Annotated in this window: 16 protein-coding genes; 8 read left to right on the forward strand and 8 right to left on the reverse strand. The window is 58.9% G+C overall.

Going from position 1 to position 22756, the window contains the following annotated elements:
- Positions 1-35 precede the first annotated feature (35 nt).
- Genes HWX34_RS09355 through msbA form a run of 4 tightly spaced genes read left to right on the forward strand, consistent with a single transcriptional unit; the run spans position 36 to position 5267 of the window.
- Positions 36-1109: a glycosyltransferase family 9 protein gene (locus tag HWX34_RS09355; RefSeq protein WP_178971978.1), complete on the forward strand. Its 1074-nt coding sequence runs from the start codon at positions 36-38 to the stop codon at positions 1107-1109.
- Between the two features lie 10 nt (positions 1110-1119).
- On the forward strand, positions 1120-2388 hold the full coding sequence (locus HWX34_RS09360) for an O-antigen ligase (RefSeq protein ID WP_178971979.1): 1269 nt from the start codon (positions 1120-1122) through the stop codon (positions 2386-2388).
- A complete protein-coding gene (locus HWX34_RS09365; protein WP_370459708.1) occupies positions 2385-3497 on the forward strand; it encodes a glycosyltransferase family 4 protein in 1113 nt (370 codons plus the stop codon). The genes HWX34_RS09360 and HWX34_RS09365 overlap by 4 nt, the downstream gene beginning before the upstream one ends.
- Positions 3498-3515: 18 nt before the next feature.
- Entirely contained in the window at positions 3516-5267 is a 1752-nt protein-coding gene (gene msbA, locus HWX34_RS09370) for a lipid A export permease/ATP-binding protein MsbA (protein WP_178971980.1), read from the forward strand.
- 81 nt (positions 5268-5348) lie between these two features.
- Here msbA and HWX34_RS09375 read toward each other — a convergent pair whose 3' ends face one another.
- The 8 genes from HWX34_RS09375 to HWX34_RS09405 all read right to left on the reverse strand — a co-directional run bounded on the left by HWX34_RS09375 (position 5349) and on the right by HWX34_RS09405 (position 12477).
- Complete coding sequence (locus HWX34_RS09375) at positions 5349-5732, reverse strand: FimV family protein (RefSeq protein WP_370459709.1); 384 nt, start codon at positions 5730-5732, stop codon at positions 5349-5351.
- Positions 5733-5852: 120 nt separating this feature from the next.
- A complete protein-coding gene (gene aroB / locus HWX34_RS09380; protein ID WP_255496644.1) occupies positions 5853-6962 on the reverse strand; it encodes a 3-dehydroquinate synthase in 1110 nt (369 codons plus the stop codon).
- Between the two features lie 3 nt (positions 6963-6965).
- Positions 6966-7508 (reverse strand): shikimate kinase AroK, encoded by a 543-nt coding sequence (aroK, locus tag HWX34_RS21290; protein ID WP_255496645.1) that lies wholly within the window; start codon positions 7506-7508, stop codon positions 6966-6968.
- A 66-nt stretch (positions 7509-7574) separates the two neighbouring features.
- Positions 7575-9695 (reverse strand): type IV pilus secretin PilQ, encoded by a 2121-nt coding sequence (pilQ, locus tag HWX34_RS09385; protein ID WP_178971981.1) that lies wholly within the window; start codon positions 9693-9695, stop codon positions 7575-7577.
- A complete protein-coding gene (locus HWX34_RS09390) occupies positions 9695-10216 on the reverse strand; it encodes a pilus assembly protein PilP (protein ID WP_178971982.1) in 522 nt (173 codons plus the stop codon). Before HWX34_RS09390 ends, pilQ begins: the two co-directional genes overlap by 1 nt.
- A gap of 10 nt (positions 10217-10226) precedes the next feature.
- A complete protein-coding gene (locus HWX34_RS09395) occupies positions 10227-10847 on the reverse strand; it encodes a type 4a pilus biogenesis protein PilO (RefSeq protein WP_178971983.1) in 621 nt (206 codons plus the stop codon).
- Positions 10844-11440, reverse strand: coding sequence for a PilN domain-containing protein (locus tag HWX34_RS09400; protein ID WP_178971984.1), 597 nt, complete (start codon positions 11438-11440; stop codon positions 10844-10846). Before HWX34_RS09400 ends, HWX34_RS09395 begins: the two co-directional genes overlap by 4 nt.
- On the reverse strand, positions 11440-12477 hold the full coding sequence (locus tag HWX34_RS09405; RefSeq protein ID WP_370459710.1) for a pilus assembly protein PilM: 1038 nt from the start codon (positions 12475-12477) through the stop codon (positions 11440-11442). The genes HWX34_RS09400 and HWX34_RS09405 overlap by 1 nt, the downstream gene beginning before the upstream one ends.
- 194 nt (positions 12478-12671) lie before the next feature.
- Here HWX34_RS09405 and HWX34_RS09410 point away from each other — a divergent pair, with 194 nt between their 5' ends.
- The 4 genes from HWX34_RS09410 to HWX34_RS09425 all read left to right on the forward strand — a co-directional run bounded on the left by HWX34_RS09410 (position 12672) and on the right by HWX34_RS09425 (position 22754).
- On the forward strand, positions 12672-15044 hold the full coding sequence (locus tag HWX34_RS09410) for a penicillin-binding protein 1A (protein WP_178971986.1): 2373 nt from the start codon (positions 12672-12674) through the stop codon (positions 15042-15044).
- A gap of 238 nt (positions 15045-15282) precedes the next feature.
- The gene (locus HWX34_RS09415) at positions 15283-16536 is read left to right on the forward strand and encodes an MdtA/MuxA family multidrug efflux RND transporter periplasmic adaptor subunit (RefSeq protein ID WP_178971987.1); all 1254 of its coding nucleotides are present in this window, start codon (positions 15283-15285) and stop codon (positions 16534-16536) included.
- Between the two features lie 15 nt (positions 16537-16551).
- A complete protein-coding gene (locus HWX34_RS09420) occupies positions 16552-19656 on the forward strand; it encodes an MdtB/MuxB family multidrug efflux RND transporter permease subunit (RefSeq protein WP_178971988.1) in 3105 nt (1034 codons plus the stop codon).
- Complete coding sequence (locus HWX34_RS09425; protein ID WP_178971989.1) at positions 19653-22754, forward strand: multidrug efflux RND transporter permease subunit; 3102 nt, start codon at positions 19653-19655, stop codon at positions 22752-22754. Before HWX34_RS09420 ends, HWX34_RS09425 begins: the two co-directional genes overlap by 4 nt.
- Positions 22755-22756: the final 2 nt, after the last annotated feature.

Below are 22756 nucleotides of genomic sequence, written 5' to 3' on the forward strand. Positions count from 1 at the left end.
GTTTCCCCGGCCGGGTACTGGTTTTCCTGTCCCTGTTGTTCCGTCTGCCATGGCAATGGCTGCGCCGCAAGCCCGGGCCGGAACAGGTACAACGCGTCTTGATTCTGCACCAGTTCCTGTTGGGTGATGCGCTGATGGCTACCAGCCTGCTGGCCAAGGCCAGGCAGTGTTATCCACAGGCCGACATCGTCATGGCCTGCCCGCCCGGGCAGGTCGCACTATACGCCGGTCATCCTTATGGTGTGCGCGCCTTTGGCTGGCACATCCGCAACTTTGCCTCGGTGTGCCAACTGTTTGCCATGCCGCGTTTCGACCTGGTGCTGCTGATGGGCGAAAACCGGCTGAGCTATCTGGCGCGGGCCATCGGCGCGCGCTGGATTGTCGGTTTTGCCGGTGAACAACCAGCCCACAAGAACTGGCTGCTGGATGAGGCGGTGCCGTACGCTACCGAGCCTGAGTGCTGGAGTGAAACCGCTGCGCGACTGATTGATGGTACAGAACCAGCCCCGTTTGAGCTCAACGCTTGGCCGGTTCTTGCTACCGCTTTACCTACTGCACCCTATGTTGTTCTGCACGTTGGAGCGAGTTCTCCCACCAAATTCTGGGCTAGCTCAAATTGGCATCAGTTAGCAGAACGCATCAGAGGTCATGGCTGGAATATCGTCTGGTCTTGTGGGCCAAAGGAAGAACACCTTCTCGCCTCATTACCCATGTCTGGAACAGACATGGTGATGGACGGTTGTTTGTCTCTACCGCAGCTGCGTTCTTTGCTTGCAGGGGCAATATGTTGTGTTAGCCCGGATACCGGAGTCGCACATCTGGCCAAAACAGCTGCAGTTCCGTTGGTCATGTTGTTTGGGCCCGGTGATGCCACGGTATTTGGTCCTGGCCGCTTTTTTTCTCATCAGCGCTGTGTTGCTGTTGGCATGGCACCTTTCCCTTGTCGCAATCAACATGAAGTCCACTTCCGGCCTGTGCAATGGGTGGAGCGCTGCTCGCGCAGGTTTGGCGAACAAAACAATGAGTGCGGGCGTGCAAAGTGTATGGAAGCCATCACGGTGGATATGGTGTGGCAAGGGATTATCGATGTACTCCAAATTCAGAATTGAAAGAGTCTAAATGTTGATGCGGAAATTTTCTGTCGGGAATATGCCGGAGTTAACTCTGAGGCAATGGCTTTTATTGCTGCCGACTGCCGGTTTTTTTGCGGCAAGCATGACCATGAAGGGCGGCGCAAATCTATTTCTTTACCTGATGTTTCTGGCTGCGCTTTGCCAGCTAGGAAAGCCAACTCGCTGGCATTGGCGTATTTTTGCCGTGTTATCCGCCCCGTTGTTGCTGGCTGGTTTGCAGATTATGTTTGGCATGCCGGTTTCCTTGCATGTATTGGATGCACCGAGCCGTTTTTTTCTGGCCGCTTTGGCATTGTTTGGCTTGACTTCGTTACCGCGTCAATGGCTGCTTACCACCTGCTACGCCACGATAATAGGTGCATTTGGAGTGATGACTTGGGGCTACCTCAGTACCCACTACGCCCATTATGCATGGGGGGTAGATCCCAGCCGTGGCTGGAATGGTTTTAGCAATCCCATTCCGTTTGGTAGTTTTTCTGCCTTACTTGGGTTCTTGGTTTTTTTACTGCCAGTTCCAATTACGTTGCGACGTTTTGCAGTTGGGTTTTCTGTCATCAAAACCGTAGGTTTGGCTGCAGGTCTGATGGGGGCGTACTACTCAGGCTCGCGGGCTGCATTGCTGGTCATGATGGCAGGTATATTCATTGCGATCGCTTATTACAGCAGGTGGCCCCTGCGCAAGGTGGCCGTGATGTCCCTGCTGTGCATTAGCATTTCATCTGTGTTGCTGCTGTCTGGCCAGAACAAGATCAGCAATCGTGTCCATGAAGGCATAAACGACATTGCCGTGAGCGGACAAAATCAGAATACCTCCATGGGCTTGCGTTTGCTGATGTGGCAGACCGCTGCAAATATCATTCTGGAACATCCGATGCTGGGAGTAGGGAAAGAAGGTTACTACGAAGAAGTCCATCGCCGGATCAAGCAAGGCCGTGCTTCATCTTTGATTTCTACTGCACCTCATCCGCATAATGAAATCCTGAACATGGGGGTGGAGATGGGCTTGCCTGGCATCGTACTGGCTTTGGCCCTGTATTGTGTTCCCGGCGCTTTCTTTGCCGGTGCTTTGACAGCGTCTATGCCCGCGCGTCGGTTTGCTGCTCATGCGGGTCTGCTGACAGTTGTGGTATTTTTCTTGATCGGATTGATGGACACTTACTTCTGGATTGTTTCCCAGACTGCCTTGTATGGTGTCTTGATCTGCGTATTTGCTGCCATTTTGCTGTCTTCTGATCGTGCAGAGGAAATGGCGTGAGCGCTGACTGGATATTGTTCACCGAATCATCCGACAATGTGGGTGGCCAGGAGCTGCAACTGATGCAGCAAATGCGCCAGATGCAGTCACATGGCCTGCGCACTATGCTGGCCTGCCGTCCTGGCAGCCGGGTGGAGCAGGTAGCCTTGCAACAAGGGCTGTCGGTGTTGCCGGTACGCTTCCGTAACAGCTTGCACCTGCCGTCCATTGCCATTTTGCGGTGCTGGATCAGCCAGCATCAGCCGCGTCTGGCCATTTGCCACAGCGGGCATGACAGCAATAATCTGGCCATTGCCGCGCGGCTGGTGTGGCGACGCCCGTTCTTGTTGCGCTCGCGCACCTATCAGCCGGGCAAACCGTCGGCCTGGTCGTATAACCGGCTGGTGGATGCCACCATGGTGCCCAGTCACTATCTGCGTAATGCCTTGTTGCAGAATCCGGCCATCCGGCCCGAGCGTATCCATGTGGTGTATCCGGGCATAGACTTTGCCGGGCTGGATGCTGCTGTTGATCAAGTTTTGCCGTCTCATATCGCCAGCTGGCTGGCGGCAGATGACAGCCCGGTGCTGTTGCATGCAGCCATGCTGCGCGGCGAAAAGGGGCACCTGACCATCCTGCAGGCAATGAACCTTTTGCGGGATAGCCATCCACACTGGCGCTATCTGGTGGCGGGGGATGGGGTGGCAAGGGCGGATATCGAGGCCGAAATCCAGCGCCTGGACTTGCAGCAGCGTGTGCTGCTGGCTGGTGTGGTATCCCCGGTGGCGCCACTGTATCGCTGCGCTGATTTGCTGCTGATGCCGTCCACTTATGAGCCGCTTGGGATGTCGCAAATCGAAGCACTGGCCTTGCACTGTCCGGTGCTGGTCAGCAATACCGGCGGCATTCCTGAAACGGTAAAACATGGCCAGACCGGCATGCTGGTTGAAGCCGGCAACGCCCAGGCCTGGGCCGAGGCAATTGCCAACGCGCTGGATGGGATGCCGCAGCAGCGTGCCATGGCCGCTGCCGGTGCGCTTGATGTCCGGCAGCGCTTTGCGCCAGACAGCAATCTGCAACAGATCATGGCCTTGAGTGGGTTTACCGGCCTGCTGACCGCATCACATTGAACTGATTGGACTTTCAACTTGAAACATAGCTGGCCCATCTACCGTCGACTACTGGGTTACCTGGCCCAGTACTGGAAAGTATTCACTCTGTCATTGGTCTCGATGACCATTGCCGCGCTGACTGAACCGGCGTTTGCCCGGCTGATGAAACCGCTGATTGATGGTGGCTTTGTCAACAAGGACCCCAAGGCCATTGTCTGGGTGCCGATGGCGATCGTCGGGGTATTCTTGGTGCGCGGCATTACCAGCTTCATCAACGAATACACCTCCAGCTGGCTGGCCGGGCATCTGGTACAAACCTTGCGCCAGCAAATGTTTGCCAAGATGCTGCGCCTGCCGGTACCGTATTACGCCGACAATCAGTCTGGCCGTCTGGTGTCGCGCATCTCCTTTGATGTCAATCAGGTGACCGAGGCAGGCTTTAATGTGATCACCGTCACGGTAAAAGACGGGGTGACCGCCGTCAGCCTGCTGGCCTGGCTGCTGTATATCGACTGGCAACTGACGATTATCTGCCTGGTGGTCATGCCGGTGGTGACTGTGTGCATGCGCATGGTGGCCAAACGTTTGCGTGGCCTGGCACTGGAAAACCAGCAGCACATGGCTGACCTGACCCAGATTCTGGGCGAAGGGGTGGATTGTCAGAAAGTCATCAAGGTTTATGGTGGCGAAGCATATGAAGAAAGCCGCTTCAATGCAGCAGCACAGGCCATCCGCCGCAACGGGGTGAAGCAGAGTGCCGCCAGTTCGGCCAACACCGGGGTGACCCAGCTGATGATTGCCTGTGCGCTGGCTGCCATCCTGTATTTTGCTGCCTTGCGCGCCCAGCATGGATCATTCACCGCCGGTGACTTCATGTCCTTCCTCACCGCCATGATGCTGCTGTTTGCACCGGTGAAACGGATTACCGGCATTTCCCAGGCCATGCAACGCGGTCTGGCCGCCGCGGAAAGCGTGTTCACTTTCCTGGATGAACCGGCCGAGCCGGATCACGGAACCCGCCGTCTGCCGCAAACCCAGGGCAGACTGCGTTTTGACAAGGTGTCTTTCCGTTACCCGAATGCCGAGCGTGATGTATTGCAACAGGTCAGCCTGGAGGTGAACTCAGGTGAAACCGTGGCGCTGGTGGGTTCTTCCGGCAGCGGCAAAACCACGCTGGTGAGCCTGATACCGCGTTTTTACCAGCCCTTGTCCGGGCAGATCACGCTGGACGATATTGCGCTGGATGATATTGTCCTGGCTGATCTGCGCCAGCATATCGCCATGGTGAGTCAGGATGTGGTGCTGTTCAACGACACTGTGGCTGCCAATATCGCCTATGGTGCACGCGATAACATTACCCGCGAGCAGATCATCGAAGCGGCACGTGCGGCAAATGCACTGGAGTTTATTGAGGCGATGCCGGAAGGGCTGGATACCCAGATTGGTGAAAACGGTGTGCGTCTGTCAGGTGGCCAGCGTCAACGTCTGGCCATTGCCCGCGCCCTGCTGAAGAATGCGCCGCTGCTGATTCTGGACGAAGCGACTTCGGCACTCGACACCCAGTCCGAGAGGCTGGTACAGGCTGCGCTGGAAAATCTGATGAAAAACCGCACCACCATCGTGATCGCCCACCGCCTGTCCACCATCGAGAATGCCGACCGCATCATCGTGATGCATCAGGGCAAGGTGGCGGAGCAGGGCAGTCATCAGCAGTTGATGCAGCAGGATGGCATCTACGCACGTTTGCACAGCTTGCAGTTCCGCGAGCCGGAGGCTGACGCCAGCTGAGTCGCCCAGCTGAGTTTCCCATCGTCACGGGTTAAACAAAACAGGCTGCCCAAGGGCAGCCTGTTTTGTTTTGGGTTGGCATCAAGCCTTGGCGGCGAACAGCGGGTCCTGTGGTGCCAGCAGCCGGCCATTTTCCTGAATGGTGCGCCATACCGGCTGATCCTTCACCTGCGACTGGATATCACGCGCCAGCCGGCAGTAAGCTTTGCAGTTGCCTGCGGAGGAGTAGGCACGTAGCAGTGTCACCTTGATGGACAGATTCTGTGGTTCATCGTGCATGGCCTCTTTCAGCACGCGTACAGCATCGCTGCTGCGACCATAAGCCAGAAACACTTCGGCCTCACCTACAGGGTCGATGCCCCGGGCACGTGGCTTCTTGTAGGTTGCCTTGCGCCAGACACGGCGTGCAAGACCATAAGTACACATCAGGCCAAAGCTGGCCAGCAAGGCTGTGATTGCATCCACCGCGGTTTCCCTCCGAGATTCTCTCTCTGCTTGATTTGTGCAGTCGATTATTCGGGGAGGCGTGCAGGGCTGCAATCCGTAAAAATCCTTAATGGAGTCAAGGTTTCCGTGATGAGGGTCTCAAACACCCTGCCGACCCAGGGCCGGGTTGATGTGCGTTGACTGGAACAACTGCTCCAGCAAGCCGGATGGAAGTCCGGCCTGAATCACCGCCTGACCCAGTTGTTTGAGCAGGACAAAGCGGATGACACCGCTTTCCACTTTCTTGTCGTGGCCCATGTGGCGCATCCATTCTTCAAGGCCGAAGTCGGGGCTTTGTACCGGCAATCCGGCAGCGGCAATCAGTGATACCACGCGCTGTACATCTTGTGCGTTCAGCCAGCCCAGTGCCTGCGATGCGACGGCAGCCAGCACCATGCCAGCGCCTACTGCTTCGCCATGCAGCCATGCGCCGTAACCGAGGCCGGCCTCGATGGCATGGCCAAAGGTGTGACCCAGATTGAGCAAGGCGCGTACGCCCTGTTCTTTTTCGTCCTGGCCGACAATATCGGCTTTCATTTCGCAGGAACGGCGCACGGCGTATTGCAGGGCTGCCGGGTCGCGTGCGCGCAGTTTGTCCATATTGGCTTCCAGCCACGCCAGGAAGTCGGCATCGCCCAGCAAGCCGTATTTGATGACTTCGGCAATGCCGGCAGACAGTTCCCGCTCAGGCAGGGTTGCCAGCAAGTCCATGTCGGCCAATACCATCTTGGGCTGGTAGAACGCGCCAATCATGTTCTTGCCCAGCGGGTGATTGATGGCGGTCTTGCCACCCACAGAAGAATCAACCTGTGCCAGCAAGGTGGTGGGAATCTGGATGAAGGGTGCGCCGCGCTGATAACAGGCAGCGGCAAAACCGGTCATGTCACCCACTACGCCGCCACCCAGGGCAATCAGCGTGGTCTTGCGTTCGGCATTGTGGCTGAGCAGTGCGTCGAAGATCAGGTTTAGCGTTTGCCAGTTCTTGTTGGCTTCTCCGTCCGGCAACACTACCGGAATGCAATGTACGCCATGGCTTTGCAGTTGTCGGGTCAGGCGCTCCAGATAGAGCGGGGCAACCACGTCGTTGGTGACGATGGCCACCTGGGGAATGGGCAGGTGCGGCAGGATCAGTTCAACCTGATCAAGCAGTCCGTGGCCAATGTGAATGGGGTAGCGGGTATCCGGCAGGGTCAGGTCTAGCGTAATCATGCGTCAGGTCTTGGCTGGAATGTTATGCAGCTGATCGAGCAGGCGGCTGACCAGCAGGTTGACGTTCTGTTGCGAGGTGTCGACCACGATGTCGGCAACTTCACGGTACAAAGGATCGCGCTGCTCCAACAGGCTTTGCAGTTTGGCGCGCGGGTCGGCAGTTTGCAGCAGCGGGCGGTTCTTGTCGTGCATGGTGCGGGCCAGCAGGTCGTCAATGGAGGCGCGCAGGTAGATCACCACGCCATGTTTTGACAGTTCGGCCCGGTTTTCCGGACGCAATACTGCGCCACCACCGGTGGCCAGTACGATATTGTTCATTTTTGCCAGATCGGCAATCACGCTGCTTTCGCGGTCGCGAAAGCGCAGTTCGCCTTCTATCTCGAAAATGGTGGCGACGCGAACGCCAGTGCGCGCCTCGATTTCATGATCCGAGTCGTAGAAGGTCTTGCCGGTCTTGCGTGCCAGTGCCCTGCCAACAGTGGTCTTGCCGGCACCCATCAGCCCGACAAGAAAAAAATTGCCTGCCATGTTCTCCATGGCAGGCATTGTAGCTGATGCTGACTGGGTCTGTCTGCGCAGGCAGAAGACAAAATATGCGCAGATGCCCAGTGTTTAACGATTTTGCAGGTTCAAATCCTCAACCACCTTGGGCGTGATGAAGACCAGCAGCTCGGTGCGGTTGTTCTTGTCCACCTTGCTGCGGAACAATGCCCCCAGGAACGGAATGTCACCCAGCAGCGGTACCTTGTTGACCGTGGTATCCAGTGTTTGCTGGTAAATACCGCCAATCACCACGGTGCCGCCGTTTTCCACCATCACCTGGGTTTTCACCACCTTGGTGTCGATGGCCGGGGTGCTGTTGACATACAAGGTACTGCTGACGCTGTCCTTGTTGATCTGGATTTCCATCAGCACGCGGTTATCCGGTGTGATTTGTGGCGTTACTTTCAGGCTGAGGTTGGCCTTTTTGAACGACACGGATGTCGCACCGCTGGAGCTGGCTTCCTGGTAAGGAATTTCCGTACCCTGTTCGATACTGGCCTCGACCCTATCGGCGGTCATGATGCGCGGATTGGCCAGAATCTTGCCCTTCTCGCCGGTTTCCATGGCATCCAGCTCAAGGCCGATCAGGCCGCTGGAGCCTGCGCTGAATACTGCCCCAATCGAGTTGTAGGTGCCCGACAGGCCAAGGTTGACCCCTGCATTGCCAGAAGAAGATGACGTGCTGCTCAGCGCCTTGTTGGCCAGCGCATCAGAAATGGAGCTGCCGATGGAGGTGCTGCTCCCTACCTTGGCAAAGCTCATCTTCACCCCAAGACTCTTGCTCCAGTCATCCGTGGCTTCGACAATACGGGCTTCAATCAACACTTGTTTGACCGGAATGTCGGTCTTGGTCACCAGATCGCGGATCTTGTCGATCACGGTCTGGGTGTCGTTGATGATCAGTGTGTTGGTTTTCGGGTCGATCATGAAGCTGCCGCGGGCCGACAGCAGGCCGTTGCCGCCGCTGTTGCCTGTTGCACTGGAGCCGGCTGTGGTGGTGCTGCCATCCAGAATCTTCTTGAAGTCTTCGGCCGAGCGGTAACGCAGGACAAAGGTCTCCGAGCGGATGGGCTCCAGCGCATTGAGCTGTTGCTTGCCTTCCAGAATCTGCTTGTCGCGGTTGAGCAGCTCTTCACGCGGGGCAATATTGATGATGTTGCCGTTGCGGCGCTGATCCAGGCCTTTGGTTTGCAGGATCAGGTCCAGGGCCTGATCCCACGGCACATCCTTCAGACGCAGCGTGATATTGCCGGTGACCGAATCGCTGGTGACGATGTTCAGCCCGGTGAATTCGGCAATAACCTGCAATACCGTGCGCACTTCGATGTTCTGGAAGTTCAGCGACAGCTTGTCACCCTTGTACTGCGGCTTGCTGTTCAGCTCGTTCTTGCTGGCACTTTCCACCACGGCCTTGCGCACTTCCACCACCAGCTTGCGCTCGGTCTGGTAGGAAGAGAATTCCCAGTCGCCCTGCGGTTGAATCACGACACGGCTGTTGCGGCCCTGATTGCTGGCAATCACCTTGTCCACCGGTGTGGCAAAGTCGCTGACATCCATGCGTTTTTCCAGCGAACGCGGCAGATTGGCACCCATCACGTCCAGTACCAGGTTCTTGCCCTCGCGGCGGATATCCACCGGGGTGCTTTCGGCTGGCAGGTTGATTTCCACACGGCCCTCACCGCCACGGCCACGACGGAAGTCCAGGCCCAGCGGGGTGGTGGCCACGGCAGCCTGGGCGCTGGCTTGGGCCGCGGCCGAGGCATTGCTGGCCGGCTGCTCTTGCGAAGTGGCCGACTGCTGCGTGGAAGACATGCTGTTGTTGATGCGCACCAGCAGCTTGTTGCCGGAGACGCTGGTGCTGTAGGACACGTTGTGCGCCAGGTTCAGTACCAGGCGGGAGCGGCCGTTTGCCTCAACCGCGACAGCGGACTTGACGATGGGGTTGCCCAGATCAATCGTGCTCTTCGGCAGCTTCACCTGGGTATCGGCAAAGTCGAAGGCGACACGTGCCGGGTTGGCAATGGCGAAGCTGTTGGGCTTGATGGCCGGCCCGTCAAAGGTGATCTGCAGCAACTGCGCGTCGCCATCGGTCTGGGCAATGTCGATCGCGGTGATGGATGCAGCATGGGCAATGGAAAATGCAATGGACAGACCCAGCCCCGACAACAGTTTGATTGAATGGTTTTTCATTATTTCTGCCCTTGTTCATCCAGGTACATGCTGGTTTCGCGTTGTACCCATTCTCCGTTCAGATCTTCCACGGTCTCGGAAAGTACTAGTTCGGTATCGCTGATACGTTTGATCTGGCCGAAATTGGGGCCAATGAAATTACCTGGCTGCACGCGGTAGATACTGCCTTCCGGGGTGCGGATCAAGGCATAGGTAATATTGTTGCGCTTGAGCAAGCCGGTCATTTTCAGCTTGTCCAGATCATAGTTTTCCAGCAGTTCGCGCGGGCGCTTGAAGTCGGGCGCATTGGCTGAATTCTGTCGTTTTGCCATTTGCAGTTTGACCGGGTTGAACGGATCGGGCAGGTCAAACGCATTGTAGGTAAACGGCTGATAGCTCTGCGCCTGGGGCAGAGGGTCGATCTGACCGCGCAAACCCTGGCTGGCCTGCAACATCCAGGCATGCAGGTCCTCGGTATTGCTGCCACTGCAGGCAGTCAGCAGCAGCGGGCACAGCAAGATGGCGTAAGTTTTTTTCAGCATGAAGTCACACTCACTTCTTCGGCGGCTGTGCCGCTGCGATGCGCTCTTCCGGCTCCAGCGAGCGATAGGTCTTGGCCGTGGCTTCCATGGTCATGCGTGCGGCATCCTTGCCCTGTCCCGGAGTCAGCTTGATATCGCCGATGGTGACTATGCGCGAGAGCTGTGCCACATCGCTGACAAAGGCGGCCAGGTCGTTGTAGCTGCCGGTCAGGCGGATGGCGATCGGCACTTCTGCCATTTCGGCCGTCTTGACTTCGCCATTGGGGCGGAACAATTCAAACTGCAACCCGCGACCAATGCCGGCCTGGTTGATTTCGGTCAGCAGGGCATCCATTTCGGCCTTGGTGGGCAGCTGCTTGAGCAGCGCGCCGAAGGACAGCTGGATCTCTTTCAATTGCTGTTGCAGGGCTTCCAGATTGATGGCCTGGCGTTTTTTATCGACGAAGGTTTGTTTGAGCTGTTCTTCCTGTTGCTGGGCGTTGTGCAGCTTGTCCAGCTGGTCGCTCAGTACAAAGAAATACCCCAGTGCCAAAAAGGCCAAGGCGATGAAAATGGCCACGAATACCTGAGCCGGGAAAGGCCAGTTGGGCATGTCCTTGGGGTCAAGGTTGCGGAACTCGTCTAGGGTCATGGTTTGGCTCCCTGCGGTGCGACCTGGCCTTGTGGTGCGCTGGCAGCCGGGGCTGTCTGTTTAAAGGTGCTGGTCAGGCTGAACTCACTCACCCGCTGGTTGCTGGCGGTGGAGGCTTTTACCTCAACCAGTTGCGGCTCGGTGAACACCGACGACTGCGCCAGGGTACGCATGTAATTGGATACGCGCGCACCGGACAGACCATAGCCGGTGAAGCTGAAGCTGTTCCCGCTTTGCTTGAAGCTGCTCAGGTAGATGCCATCCGGCGTCTGGCGTACCAGTTGGTCGAAAATGTGTACTGCATCATTGCGACCCTGTTGCAGGCGTTCCACCAGCTGTTTGCGGGCCAGCAGGTCGTCACGCTGCTTCTTGAGCGCGCCGATGTCCTTGATTTGCTGATCCAGCTTGGCGATTTCACCTTGCAGGAACTGGTTGCGCTCTTCCTGGTGCGACTGGCGCGTATCCAGAATGAAGTAGCCCAGACCGACAATCAGCAGGGCGGCACCGAAGCTACTACCTAGCAACAGCTGGAAGCGCAGGCGGTGGGCGGCTTTTTTCTGCTCGCGGTGGGGCAGGAGGTTGATGCGTATCATCAGTCAAACCTCCGCATGGCAAGTCCACATGCAATAAGCAGTGCCGGGGCATCCAGCAGCAATTCTTTCAGCCGGATCGAACTGGACTGCACCATGGAGGTGAAGGGGTTGGCAATCATGGTACTGATCTGGGTGCGGGAGGCCACGGCGTCGTCCAGTCCGGACAGCATGCTGCAGCCGCCACCCAAGAGAATGTAGTCCACCCGCAGGTATTGCGACACGCTGACCGTGGTGTAGAAAAATTGCAGTGCACGCTGGATTTCTTGCGCCAACGCGTCGACAAAGGGATGCAGCAGTTCCGACTCATAACCGTCCGGCATGGCCATGCTGCGTTTGCCGTTTTCCGCTTCGTCAAAACTGATGCCGTAACGGCGCTGGATGTCACGCGTCAGTTGCAGGCCGCCAAACATCTGTTCGCGGTAGTAGATTTGCTGGCCGTTACGGATGACATTGCAGTGAATTTTGCTGGCGCCGATGTCAAACAGGGCAAAGGTCTGGTTCATGCCATGATCGGGCAATTGCTGCTGGATCTGCTCGAAGGCCGTCATCATGGCGAAGGATTCCACATCCACCACATGTGCTCGAAGACCGGCCATTTCCACCACGGCTACCCGTTCTTCCACTTTTTCCTTGCGTGCCGCACACAGCAGGACTTCCAGATCATCCAGGCTGCTACTGGACGGCCCCAGTACCTGGTAATCCAGATTCACTTCATCGAGCGGGAAGGGGATGATCTGGTCGGCTTCGGACTCGATCATGCCTTCCATGTCCTCGGATTGGCTGACCGGTACCAGAAGCTTTTTGTAGATGGCCATCGAGGTGGGAATGGCGATGGCGACATTCTTTATCGGGCTGCCAAGTCGCTTCCATGCTTTGCGCAAGGTCTCGGCAATCCCTTCGATATCCACCAGATTGCCTTCGGAAACGGCTTCCTTGGGCAGGTTTTCAATCACATATCGCTCGATCTGGAAGTTTTTGCCCGATCTGGATAGCTCTACCAGCTTGACCGAGGTAGTGCTGATATCAAGACCCAGCACAGGAACATTCTTGGATTTCCCCAATCCAAGTTGATCCAGCCAGTCCGTACTGAACCGAAATTTGTCGGATAGCATCAGTTAAGGCCCCGAAAAGGTCTAGTGCGACAGTTTTTGCACTGTCGCTGTCAATGTTTGTCTTGCTAGTTCTCACAAGACGTTATAATCCGCTTTCTTCCGAAAGCCTATTTGTAATTATGTTCAAACGACTTCTTGCGATTCTGGCCGGTTTGGTCATTGGTGGGGCCGTGCTGGCAGCCGGTGCGGCAGCCATTGCCATCATCATAACCTACCCGCGTTTGCCAAGTCTTGATGTGCTGACGGATTACCGTCCAAAAATTCCATTACGCGTCTACTCGGCAGATGGGCAGTTGCTGGGTGAATTCGGTGAAGAACGCCGTTCCTTCGCCCGCATCCATGAAGTCCCGCAACTGATGAAACAAGCACTGCTGGCTGCCGAGGATGAAAGATTCTATCAGCATAGTGGCATCGACTACATGGGTGTCATGCGCGCTGCCGTTGGTAATCTGGTGTCCGGTCATGCCCGTTCCGGTGCCAGTACCATCACCATGCAGGTGGCCAAGAATTTCTTTCTATCCAGTGAAAAGACTTTCACACGTAAGTTTAATGAAGCTTTGCTCGCTTTCAAAATCGAACATACGCTTTCCAAGGATCAAATTCTCGAGCTGTACTTCAATCAGATCTATCTTGGGCAGCGCGCCTACGGTTTTTCCGCAGCTGCACAAGCCTACTTCGGCAAGCCCATCACCGACCTGAGCGTGGCTGAAATGGCCATGCTGGCCGGCCTGCCCAAGGCACCCTCGGCCTATAACCCGATTGTGAATCCCGAGCGTGCCCACCTGCGTCAGCAGTATGTGCTGCGCCGCATGCGCGAGTTGAATTTCATTACCCAGGATCAGTATGACGCGGCCATCAAAGAGCCGCTGCATCTGGCCAGCGCCAGTGTGGACGGTAATCAGCCGGCCTTGTATGTGGCGGAAATGGTCCGTCAGGCCATGTACGAGCGCTACAAGGATGCTGCCTATACCGAGGGCTACAAGGTCTACACCACGCTGGACAGTCATCACCAGCAATGGGCTTATGACGCATTGCGTGCCGGCCTGATCGATTTTGACCGCAAGCAGGGTTATCGTGCCCCGGAAAGTTATATCGACCTGGCCTCGGCCGAAGGGGAAGACCAGACCGAAGTGCTGGACGATGCACTGTCTGAAATTCGCGACAGTGGCGACATGCAGGCGGCCATTGTGCTGTCTGCCAGCCCGTCCGAAGTCCGCGCTTACCTGCGTGGTGGCAAGGTTGCTGTCATCAAGGGGCCGGGTCTGGAGTTTGCGCGCCGTGCGCTGAACCCCAAGCTGGCGGCTGATAAACAGATTCGCCGCGGTGCGGTGATTCGGGTGCGTGCCAATGACAAGGGTTACTGGGAAATCGTACAGATGCCGGATGTCGAAGGGGCATTCGTGTCGATGGACCCGCGCAGCGGTGCCATCAAGTCGCTGGTGGGCGGTTTTGACTTCAACCGTCGCAGCTTCAACCACGTGACCCAGGCCTGGCGTCAGCCGGGCTCCACCTTCAAGCCCTTTATCTATTCAGCCGGTATCGAACGCGGTGTGACGCCGTCCACCATGTTCAACGATGCGCCGCTGACCGTGCCTGGTGCGCCGGGTACCGGCAATTGGGAACCGAAAAACGACGATGGCAAATTTGCCGGCCTGATTACCCTGCGCCGCGCGCTGACCCAATCCAAAAACCTGGTGTCGGTACGCTTGCTGATGGCGCTGGGAACCGATTACGCCCAGCAATATATCCAGCGTTTCGGCTTCTCGCCCAAGCAGCATCCGGCCTATCTCACCATGGCACTGGGTGCTGGTGCCGCCACGCCGCTGCAAATGGCCGAGGGCTATTCGGTGTTCTCCAATGGTGGCTATCGCATCAAGGCCTACTTCATTGACCGTATCGAAGACCAGTCCGGCCATGTGCTGGCCAAGACCCAGCCTGCGGTTGCAGGACAGAATGCCACCCAGGCCATCGACCCGCGTAATGCCTTCATCATGACTTCCATGCTCAAGGATGTGGTGCGTTACGGCACGGCCGCCAAGGCCATGAGCCTGGGGCGTATGGACCTGGCCGGCAAGACCGGTACCACCAGTGACTGGAAGGATGCCTGGTTTGTCGGCTTCAACCCCAATCTGGTGGCGGCAACCTGGGTGGGTTACGACCAGCCACGCTCGCTGGGCCGTTACGGTTACGGCGGTACCGCCGCGCTGCCGGTGTGGATGAACTACATGGCCAATGCGCTCAAGGGCTTGCCGGAAGTGGAACTGCCAGTGCCTGCCGGCATCGTGGTGAAACCGGGTGCCGGTCAACGTGGTGGTGATGAGTACTACTACGAAGAATTCCAGAAGACCAATCCGGAACTGAAGATCGACAACCACGGCAGCATACCGGGCGGTAACGCCTCTGATGCTGCGGCAGACGACGCTGCGGCGAAAGATCCCAACGCGCCTGCTGCCAAGGACGCCGTGGAAAACGTCAAGGAAATGCTGTTCTGAGTCAGTCCGGCCCGTCACGCCAGCCCACCCCATGCCGGGGTGGGCTTTTTCTTGCCTGTTTATCCGTCCAGCTCACCAGGATGTGCCGGATGCCGGACGATTAACATCTATAAACAGCTTGTCGATAGGCAAGGGCAGGGCGATTCCTTATCATCTCAGCCTGTTTGCTGCTCTGCATCAGGCTTGTCGATTCTGACTCCGCTGACAACTTAAGCTGGTCCTTTCCCGGAAAACCAATATGTCTGCCGCTTCTGCCAAACCCACCCATACCTTGCGCAATGTTTCCCTGTTACTGCTGGCCGTCGCTGCTGGCGGTTGGTGGTGGAGCAGCCATCGTGCCGCCGCCACGGATGCGGCAGCACCCAAGCGCGGTGGTGGTCCGGTGGCGGTGGCGGTGGCCCCGGTGACGCAGCAGGATGCGCCCTTGCAGCTGGGGGCCCTTGGCACGGTGACGGCTACCAATACGGTGACGGTGCACAGCCGGGTGGATGGCCAGTTGATGGCCCTGCATTTTGAGGAAGGCCAACTGGTTCAAAAAGGCCAGCTGCTGGCCGAACTGGACCCGCGCCCCTTCCAGGCGGCGCTGACCCAGGCCGAAGGCCAGCTGATGCGCGACCAGGCACTGCTGCAAAACGCCCGGCTGGACCTCACCCGTTACCAGCAGTTGCTGGCGCAAAACTCCATTGCCAAGCAGCAGGTAGATACCCAGCAGGCGCTGGTGGCCCAGTATCAGGGCACGGTGAAGCTGGACCAGGGTGCCGTGGCTACCGCCCGGCTGCAACTGGATTACAGCCGTATCACTGCGCCCTTGTCTGGCCGCGTTGGTCTGCGTCAGGTGGACCTGGGCAATATCGTGCATGCCAGCGACAGCAACGGCGTGGTGGTGATTACCCAGACCCAGCCCATCAATGTGCTGTTTGCCGTGCCGGAAACCAGCCTTGGCCAGGTGCTGGCCGCCGCCCGTGCAGCCAAGGGCAAGTTGCAGGTGGAAGCCTGGGACCGCGACAACCGTCACAAGCTGGCGGATGGCGAGCTGCTGGCCATCGACAATCAACTCAGCACCACCACCGGCACGGTGAACCTGAAGGCGCGCTTTGCCAATGCCGATGCCGCCCTGTTCCCCAATCAGTTCGTCAATGTGCACCTGCAACTGGGCGACCAGCCCAATGCAACCGTCGTACCCAGCGTTGCCCTGCAGCAGGGTAAGGTGGGCAGCTATGTGTATACGGTGAATCCGGACCAGACCGTCAGCATCAGCAAGGTGAAAACCGGTGCCGTATCTGGCGACAACACCATTATCGAAGAGGGTGTGAAAGCCGGTCAGAAAGTGGTGGTGGATGGCCTGGACAAATTGCGTGAAGGCGCGCAGATCAAGGTGATCGACCGTGCCAAGCAAAGCACGGCGGAGGCAAGTGGCAAGGGCCGGGGCAAGCCGCATGCGGCCAGTGGCAGCTGGGGTGGCCAGCGCCAACATGCCTCTGCCGCCAACTAAACCCAGGATGATGGCATGAACCCTTCACGTCCCTTTATCCTGCGGCCGGTGGCCACCACCTTGCTGATGCTGGCCATCCTGCTCACCGGCCTGGTGGCCTGGAAGCTGCTGCCGGTATCGGCCTTGCCCGAGGTGGACTACCCCACCATCCAGGTGGTGACCCAGTACCCCGGTGCCAGCCCGGAAGTCATCACGTCTTCCATTACCGCGCCACTGGAGCGCCAGTTCGGCCAGATGCCCGGCCTCGCCCAGATGTCGTCCACCAGCTCGGGTGGCGCGTCGGTGATTACCTTGCAGTTCAGCCTGGAGTTGACGCTGGATGTGGCCGAACAGGAAGTGCAGGCCGCCATCAACGCGGCAGGTAATCTGTTGCCCAGCGACCTGCCCAATCCGCCGATCTACAGCAAGGTGAACCCGGCGGATACGCCGATTCTCACCATCGCGGTCAGCTCGGACACCTTGCCGCTGACCAAGCTGGAAGACCTGGTGGATACCCGGCTGGCACAAAAGCTGTCGCAAGTGCCCGGCGTGGGTTTGGTCAGCCTCAGCGGTGGCCAGCGGCCTGCGGTACGCATCCAGAGCAACCCCAAGGCACTGGCAGCGCGCGGCCTGACGCTGGAAGACATCCGCACCGCCATCAGCAATGCCAATGTGAACCAGGCCAAGGGTAGTTTTGACGGCCCGCAGCAGGCTTCTACCGTGGATGGCAACGACCAGCTCAAGTCGGCCGAGGAGTACCAGAATGTCGTCATCGCCTACCAGAACGGTGCGGCGGTGCGCTTGCGGGACGTGGCTAAGGTGGTGGACGCGGCAGAAAACATGCGGCTGGCGGCCTGGGCGGGCAGCACGCCGTCCATCATCCTCAATGTGCAGCGCCAGCCGGGTGCCAATGTCATCCAGGTGACCGACCGCATCAAGGCCTTGCTGCCGCAGTTGCAGTCCACCCTGCCCGGTGCGGTGGATGTGAAGGTGCTGAGCGACCGCACTGTCACCATCCGTGCCTCGGTGGAGGATGTGGAATTTGAACTGCTGCTGTCCATTGCGCTGGTAGTGATGGTGATTTTCGTGTTCCTGCGCAATGTGCCGGCCACCATCATTCCGGCCGTGGCGGTGCCGCTGTCGCTGGTGGGCACCTTTGGCGTGATGTACCTCACCGGCTTTTCCATCAACAACCTCACCCTGATGGCGCTGACCATTGCCACCGGCTTTGTGGTGGACGACGCCATCGTGATGATCGAAAACATCGCCCGTTACATCGAGGAAGGCGAAAAGCCGATGGCGGCGGCGCTGAGGGGCTCGCAGCAGATTGGCTTTACCATCATCTCGCTGACTTTCTCGCTGATTGCGGTGCTGATTCCGCTGCTGTTCATGGGCGATGTGGTGGGGCGGCTGTTCCGCGAATTTGCCATCACGCTGGCGGTGTCCATCCTGATTTCCGCCTTCATCTCGCTGACGCTGACGCCGATGATGTGCGCGCGCCTGCTCAAGCATGTGCCGGAAGAAAAACAGGGCCGTTTCTATCATGCCAGCGGCGCGTTTTTTGACCGCATCATCGCCCGTTACGGCCAGATGCTTGGCTGGGTGCTGGACCGGCAAAAACTCACCCTGCTGGTGGCGGCAGGCACACTGGTGCTGACCGTACTGCTATACGCGGCAGTGCCCAAGGGCTTTTTCCCGCTGCAAGATACCGGCGCCATCATGGGCAGCAGCGAGGCGGCGCAAAGCATTTCTTTCACTGCCATGGCGCAAAAACAGGAACAGCTGGCCCAGGCCTTGTTGAAAGACCCGGCGGTGGACAGCCTGTCATCCTTTATTGGCGTGGATGGTAATAACGCCTCGCTCAATAGCGGCCGCCTGCAAATCAACCTCAAGCCCAAGGGCGAGCGCGATGATATCCGCACCGTGCTGGCACGGCTGCAGCAAAGCGCCAACAGCGTGCCGGGCATGTCGCTCTATTTGCAGCCGGTACAGGACTTGTCCATTGATACCCGCGTCAGCCGCACCCAGTACCAGTTCACCTTGCAAGCCACCAATCCGGACGACCTGTCGCAATGGGTGCCCAAGCTGGTGCACAAGCTGAACCAGCTGCCGCAACTGGCGGATGTTGCCAGCGACTTGCAGGACAAGGGCCTGCAAGCCTATGTAAATATCAACCGCGATACTGCCGCCCGGCTGGGTGTCACCACTGCCGCCATCGACAATGCGCTGTACGACGCCTTTGGCCAGCGGCTGATTTCCACCATCTTCACCCAGACCAACCAGTACCGCGTGGTGCTGGAAGTGGACGGGCAGAACCAGCAAGGCCCGCTGTCGCTGAAGGGTATTTACGTACCCACCGCCAGCGGCGGCCCGGTGCCGCTGGATACCGTGGCCAGCATCGAGCAGCGCCCGACGGCACTCACCATCAACCATCTGGGGCAATTCCCCACCACCACCATCTCGTTCAACCTGGCCAAGGGTGCGGCGCTGGGCCCGGCGGTGGAGGCCATCCGTCAGGCCGAAGCCGAACTGGGCATGCCCGCCAGCCTGGATACCAAATTCCAGGGCGCGGCACTGGCCTTCCAGGCTTCGCTCAGCAATACCTTGTGGCTGATCCTGGCGGCCATCATCACCATGTATATCGTGCTGGGCGTGCTGTACGAGAGCTATATCCACCCCATCACCATCCTGTCGACGCTGCCCTCGGCCGGTATTGGTGCCTTGCTGGCCTTGCTGGTGAGCGGCGATGACCTGTCGGTGATTGCCATCATCGGCATCATTTTGCTGATCGGCATCGTCAAGAAAAACGCCATCATGATGATCGACTTTGCACTGGAGGCAGAGCGCGAGCAGGGCATGCGTCCGCGCGATGCCATCTACCAGGCCTGCCTGCTGCGCTTCCGTCCCATCCTGATGACCACCATGGCGGCGCTGCTGGGCGCGCTGCCCTTGATGCTGGGCAGCGGCATGGGGTCCGAATTGCGCTCGCCGCTGGGCGTCACCATGGTGGGCGGGCTGATGGTCAGCCAGGTGCTGACACTGTTTACCACGCCGGTGATTTACCTGGCCTTCGACCGGCTGGCCCGGCGCTGGCGGCGGGCTGATCATGCCGCGGATGATCAGGCAGAGGCCGAGGCATGATTCCGTCCGCGCCCTTCATCCGGCGGCCCATTGCCACCACGCTGCTGACGCTGGCCATCCTGCTGGCGGGTTTCCTCGCCTTCAAGCTGCTGCCGGTATCGCCTTTGCCGCAGGTGGATTTTCCCACCATCTCGGTCAGCGCCAAGCTGCCCGGCGCCAGCCCGGAAACCATGGCGTCCACCGTAGCCACGCCGCTGGAACGGGCGCTGGGACGCATTGCCGGGGTGACAGAAATCACCTCGTCCAGTTCGCTGGCCTCCACCCGCATTACCTTGCAGTTTGACCTCAACCGTGACATCAACGGTGCCGCGCGCGATGTGCAGGCCGCCATCAATGCCGCGCGTTCGCTCTTGCCCACCGGCATGCCGTCCAACCCCACCTACCGCAAGGTGAACCCGGCCGATGCGCCCATCATGATCATCGGCCTGACCTCGGACTCGCTTACCCGTGGCCAGATGTACGATGCCGCCGACTCCATCCTTGGCCAGAAGCTGGCCCAGGTGGAGGGCATTGGTGATGTGAATATCGGTGGCGGCGCACAACCGGCGGTACGGGTGGAAATGAACCCCTTGCAGCTGAACCATTACGGCATTGGCATGGAAACCGTGCGCGCGGCCATCACCAGCACCAATGCCAACCGGCCCAAGGGCTTTGTCGAGGATGGCCAGCGCCACTGGCAGGTGCAGGCCAATGACCAGGCGGGCAAGGCCAGCGACTACCTGCCGCTGGTGGTGAGCTACAAGAACGGCGCGGCGGTGCGCCTGTCCGACGTGGCCGAGGTGAAGGATTCGGTACTGGACGTGCGCAATGCCGGTTTGCTGGGCAAGCAACCGGCGGTGATGATCATCCTGTTCCGCCAGCCGGGTGCCAACATCATCGAAACCGTGGAGCGGGTAAAAGCGCTGCTGCCGCAATTGCAGGCGTCCATTCCGGCCGCCATCAAGATGCAGGTGGTGATGGACCGCACCTCCACCATTCGCGCCTCGCTGTCCGAGGTGGAGCGCTCGCTGCTGATTTCCATCGCGCTGGTCATCCTGGTGGTCTTCCTGTTTTTGCGTAATGGCCGTGCCACCGCCATTCCCGCCATCACCGTGCCGGTGTCGCTGGTGGGTACTTTTGCCGTGATGTATCTGTGCGGCTTTTCACTCAACAATCTCAGCCTGATGGCGCTGACCATTGCCACCGGTTTTGTGGTGGACGACACCATCGTGGTGCTGGAAAACATTGCCCGCCATATCGAAAACGGCATGAAGCCCTTGCAGGCGGCCTTGCAGGGCGCGCGTGAGGTGGGCTTTACCGTGCTGTCGATGAGCATTTCGCTGATTGCGGTGTTCATCCCCATCCTGATGATGGGCGGCATCATCGGCCGTCTGTTCCGCGAATTTGCCGTCACGCTGTCGGTGGCCATCATGGTGTCCTTGCTGGTGTCGCTCACCACCACGCCCATGCTGTGCGCGCGCTGGCTCAAATCGCATACGGAACAACCGCCGGGCCGACTGTTTGCCTGGAGCGAGCGCATGTTCGACGCCATGCAGGCCGGCTATCGGCGCAGCCTGGGCTGGGCGCTGCGTCACGGCCCGCTGATGATGCTGATTCTCGGCGCCACCATCGCGCTGAATGTGTATCTGTATGTGATTGTGCCCAAGGGCTTTTTCCCGCAGCAGGACACCGGCCGCCTGACCGGCATGATCAAGGCCGACCAGAGCATCTCCTTCCAGGCCATGCAGCAAAAGCTGCAACGCTTTATCGACGCGGTAGGGCAGGACCCGGCGGTGGACAAGGTGATCGGCTTTACCGGTGGCGGCCAGCGCAATACCGCCAATATGTTTGTCAGCCTCAAGCCCTTGGGTGAACGCACGGAAAACGCCGATCAGGTAATCGCCCGGCTGCGCAAGCGGCTGGCGCGTGAGCCGGGGGCGCAGTTGTTCCTGCAATCCGTGCAGGACATCCGCATGGGGGGGCGAGCTGCCAACGCCCAGTACCAGTACACCCTGCAAGGTGATGATCTGGAAGAACTGCGCCGCTGGACGCCCAAGGTGCAGCAGGCGCTGCAAAAGCTGCCGATGCTGGCTGATGTCAGCAGCGACCAGGAAATCAAAGGCCTGCAAACCACGCTCACCTTCGACCGTGACGCCATGGCCCGGCTGGGCCTGACCCAGTCGCAAGTCGATTCGGTGCTGAACGACGCCTTCGGCCAGCGCCAGGTGTCCACCATCTACAACCCACTCAACCAGTACCATGTGGTGCTGGAAGTCGCCCCCCCGTTCTGGCAAAGCGCCGAAGGCCTGCGCAGCATCTATCTGCAAACCACCACCGGCCAGCCGATTCCGCTGTCGGCCTTTGCCCGCTGGCAGCCCACCAATACCGCGCTGGCGGTGAACCACCAAAGCCAGTTTGCCGCCACCACCTTGTCCTTCAATTTGCCGCCGGGCAATTCGCTGTCCGACGCGACCGCGGCCATCGACAAGGCCACAGCCGACATCGGCCTGCCATCGTCGATACATGGCAGCTTCCAGGGGACGGCCAAGTCCTTTCAGGATTCGCTGGGCAGCCAGCCCATGCTGATTCTGGCGGCCATGGTGGCGGTGTATATCGTGCTGGGCATGCTGTATGAAAGCGTGGTGCACCCGCTCACCATCCTGTCCACGCTGCCGTCGGCCGGGGTAGGGGCTTTGCTGGCACTGCTGGCCACCGGTGGAGAGTTCAACATCATTGCGCTGATTGGCGTGCTGCTGCTGATCGGCATCGTCAAGAAAAACGCCATCATGATGATTGACTTTGCCCTCAGCGCCGAACGCGAGCAGGGCCTCAGCTCGCACGATGCCATCTTGCAAGCCTGCCTGCTGCGCTTCCGCCCCATCATGATGACCACGCTGGCCGCCCTGTTTGGTGCCTTGCCGCTGGCACTGGGGCATGGCGATGGTGCCGAGATGCGCACCCCGCTGGGCATCTCCATTGTCGGTGGCCTGCTGCTCAGCCAGTTGCTGACCTTGTACACCACGCCGGTGGTGTACCTGTATCTGGACCGCTTCCGCCTGTGGTGCCAGCAATGGCGTGACAACTGGCGCAGCCGGGCTGCCGCCGCACACAAGGAATGACA

Source organism: Aquitalea sp. LB_tupeE (assembly GCF_013391415.1).
GTDB lineage: Bacteria > Pseudomonadota > Gammaproteobacteria > Burkholderiales > Chromobacteriaceae > Aquitalea.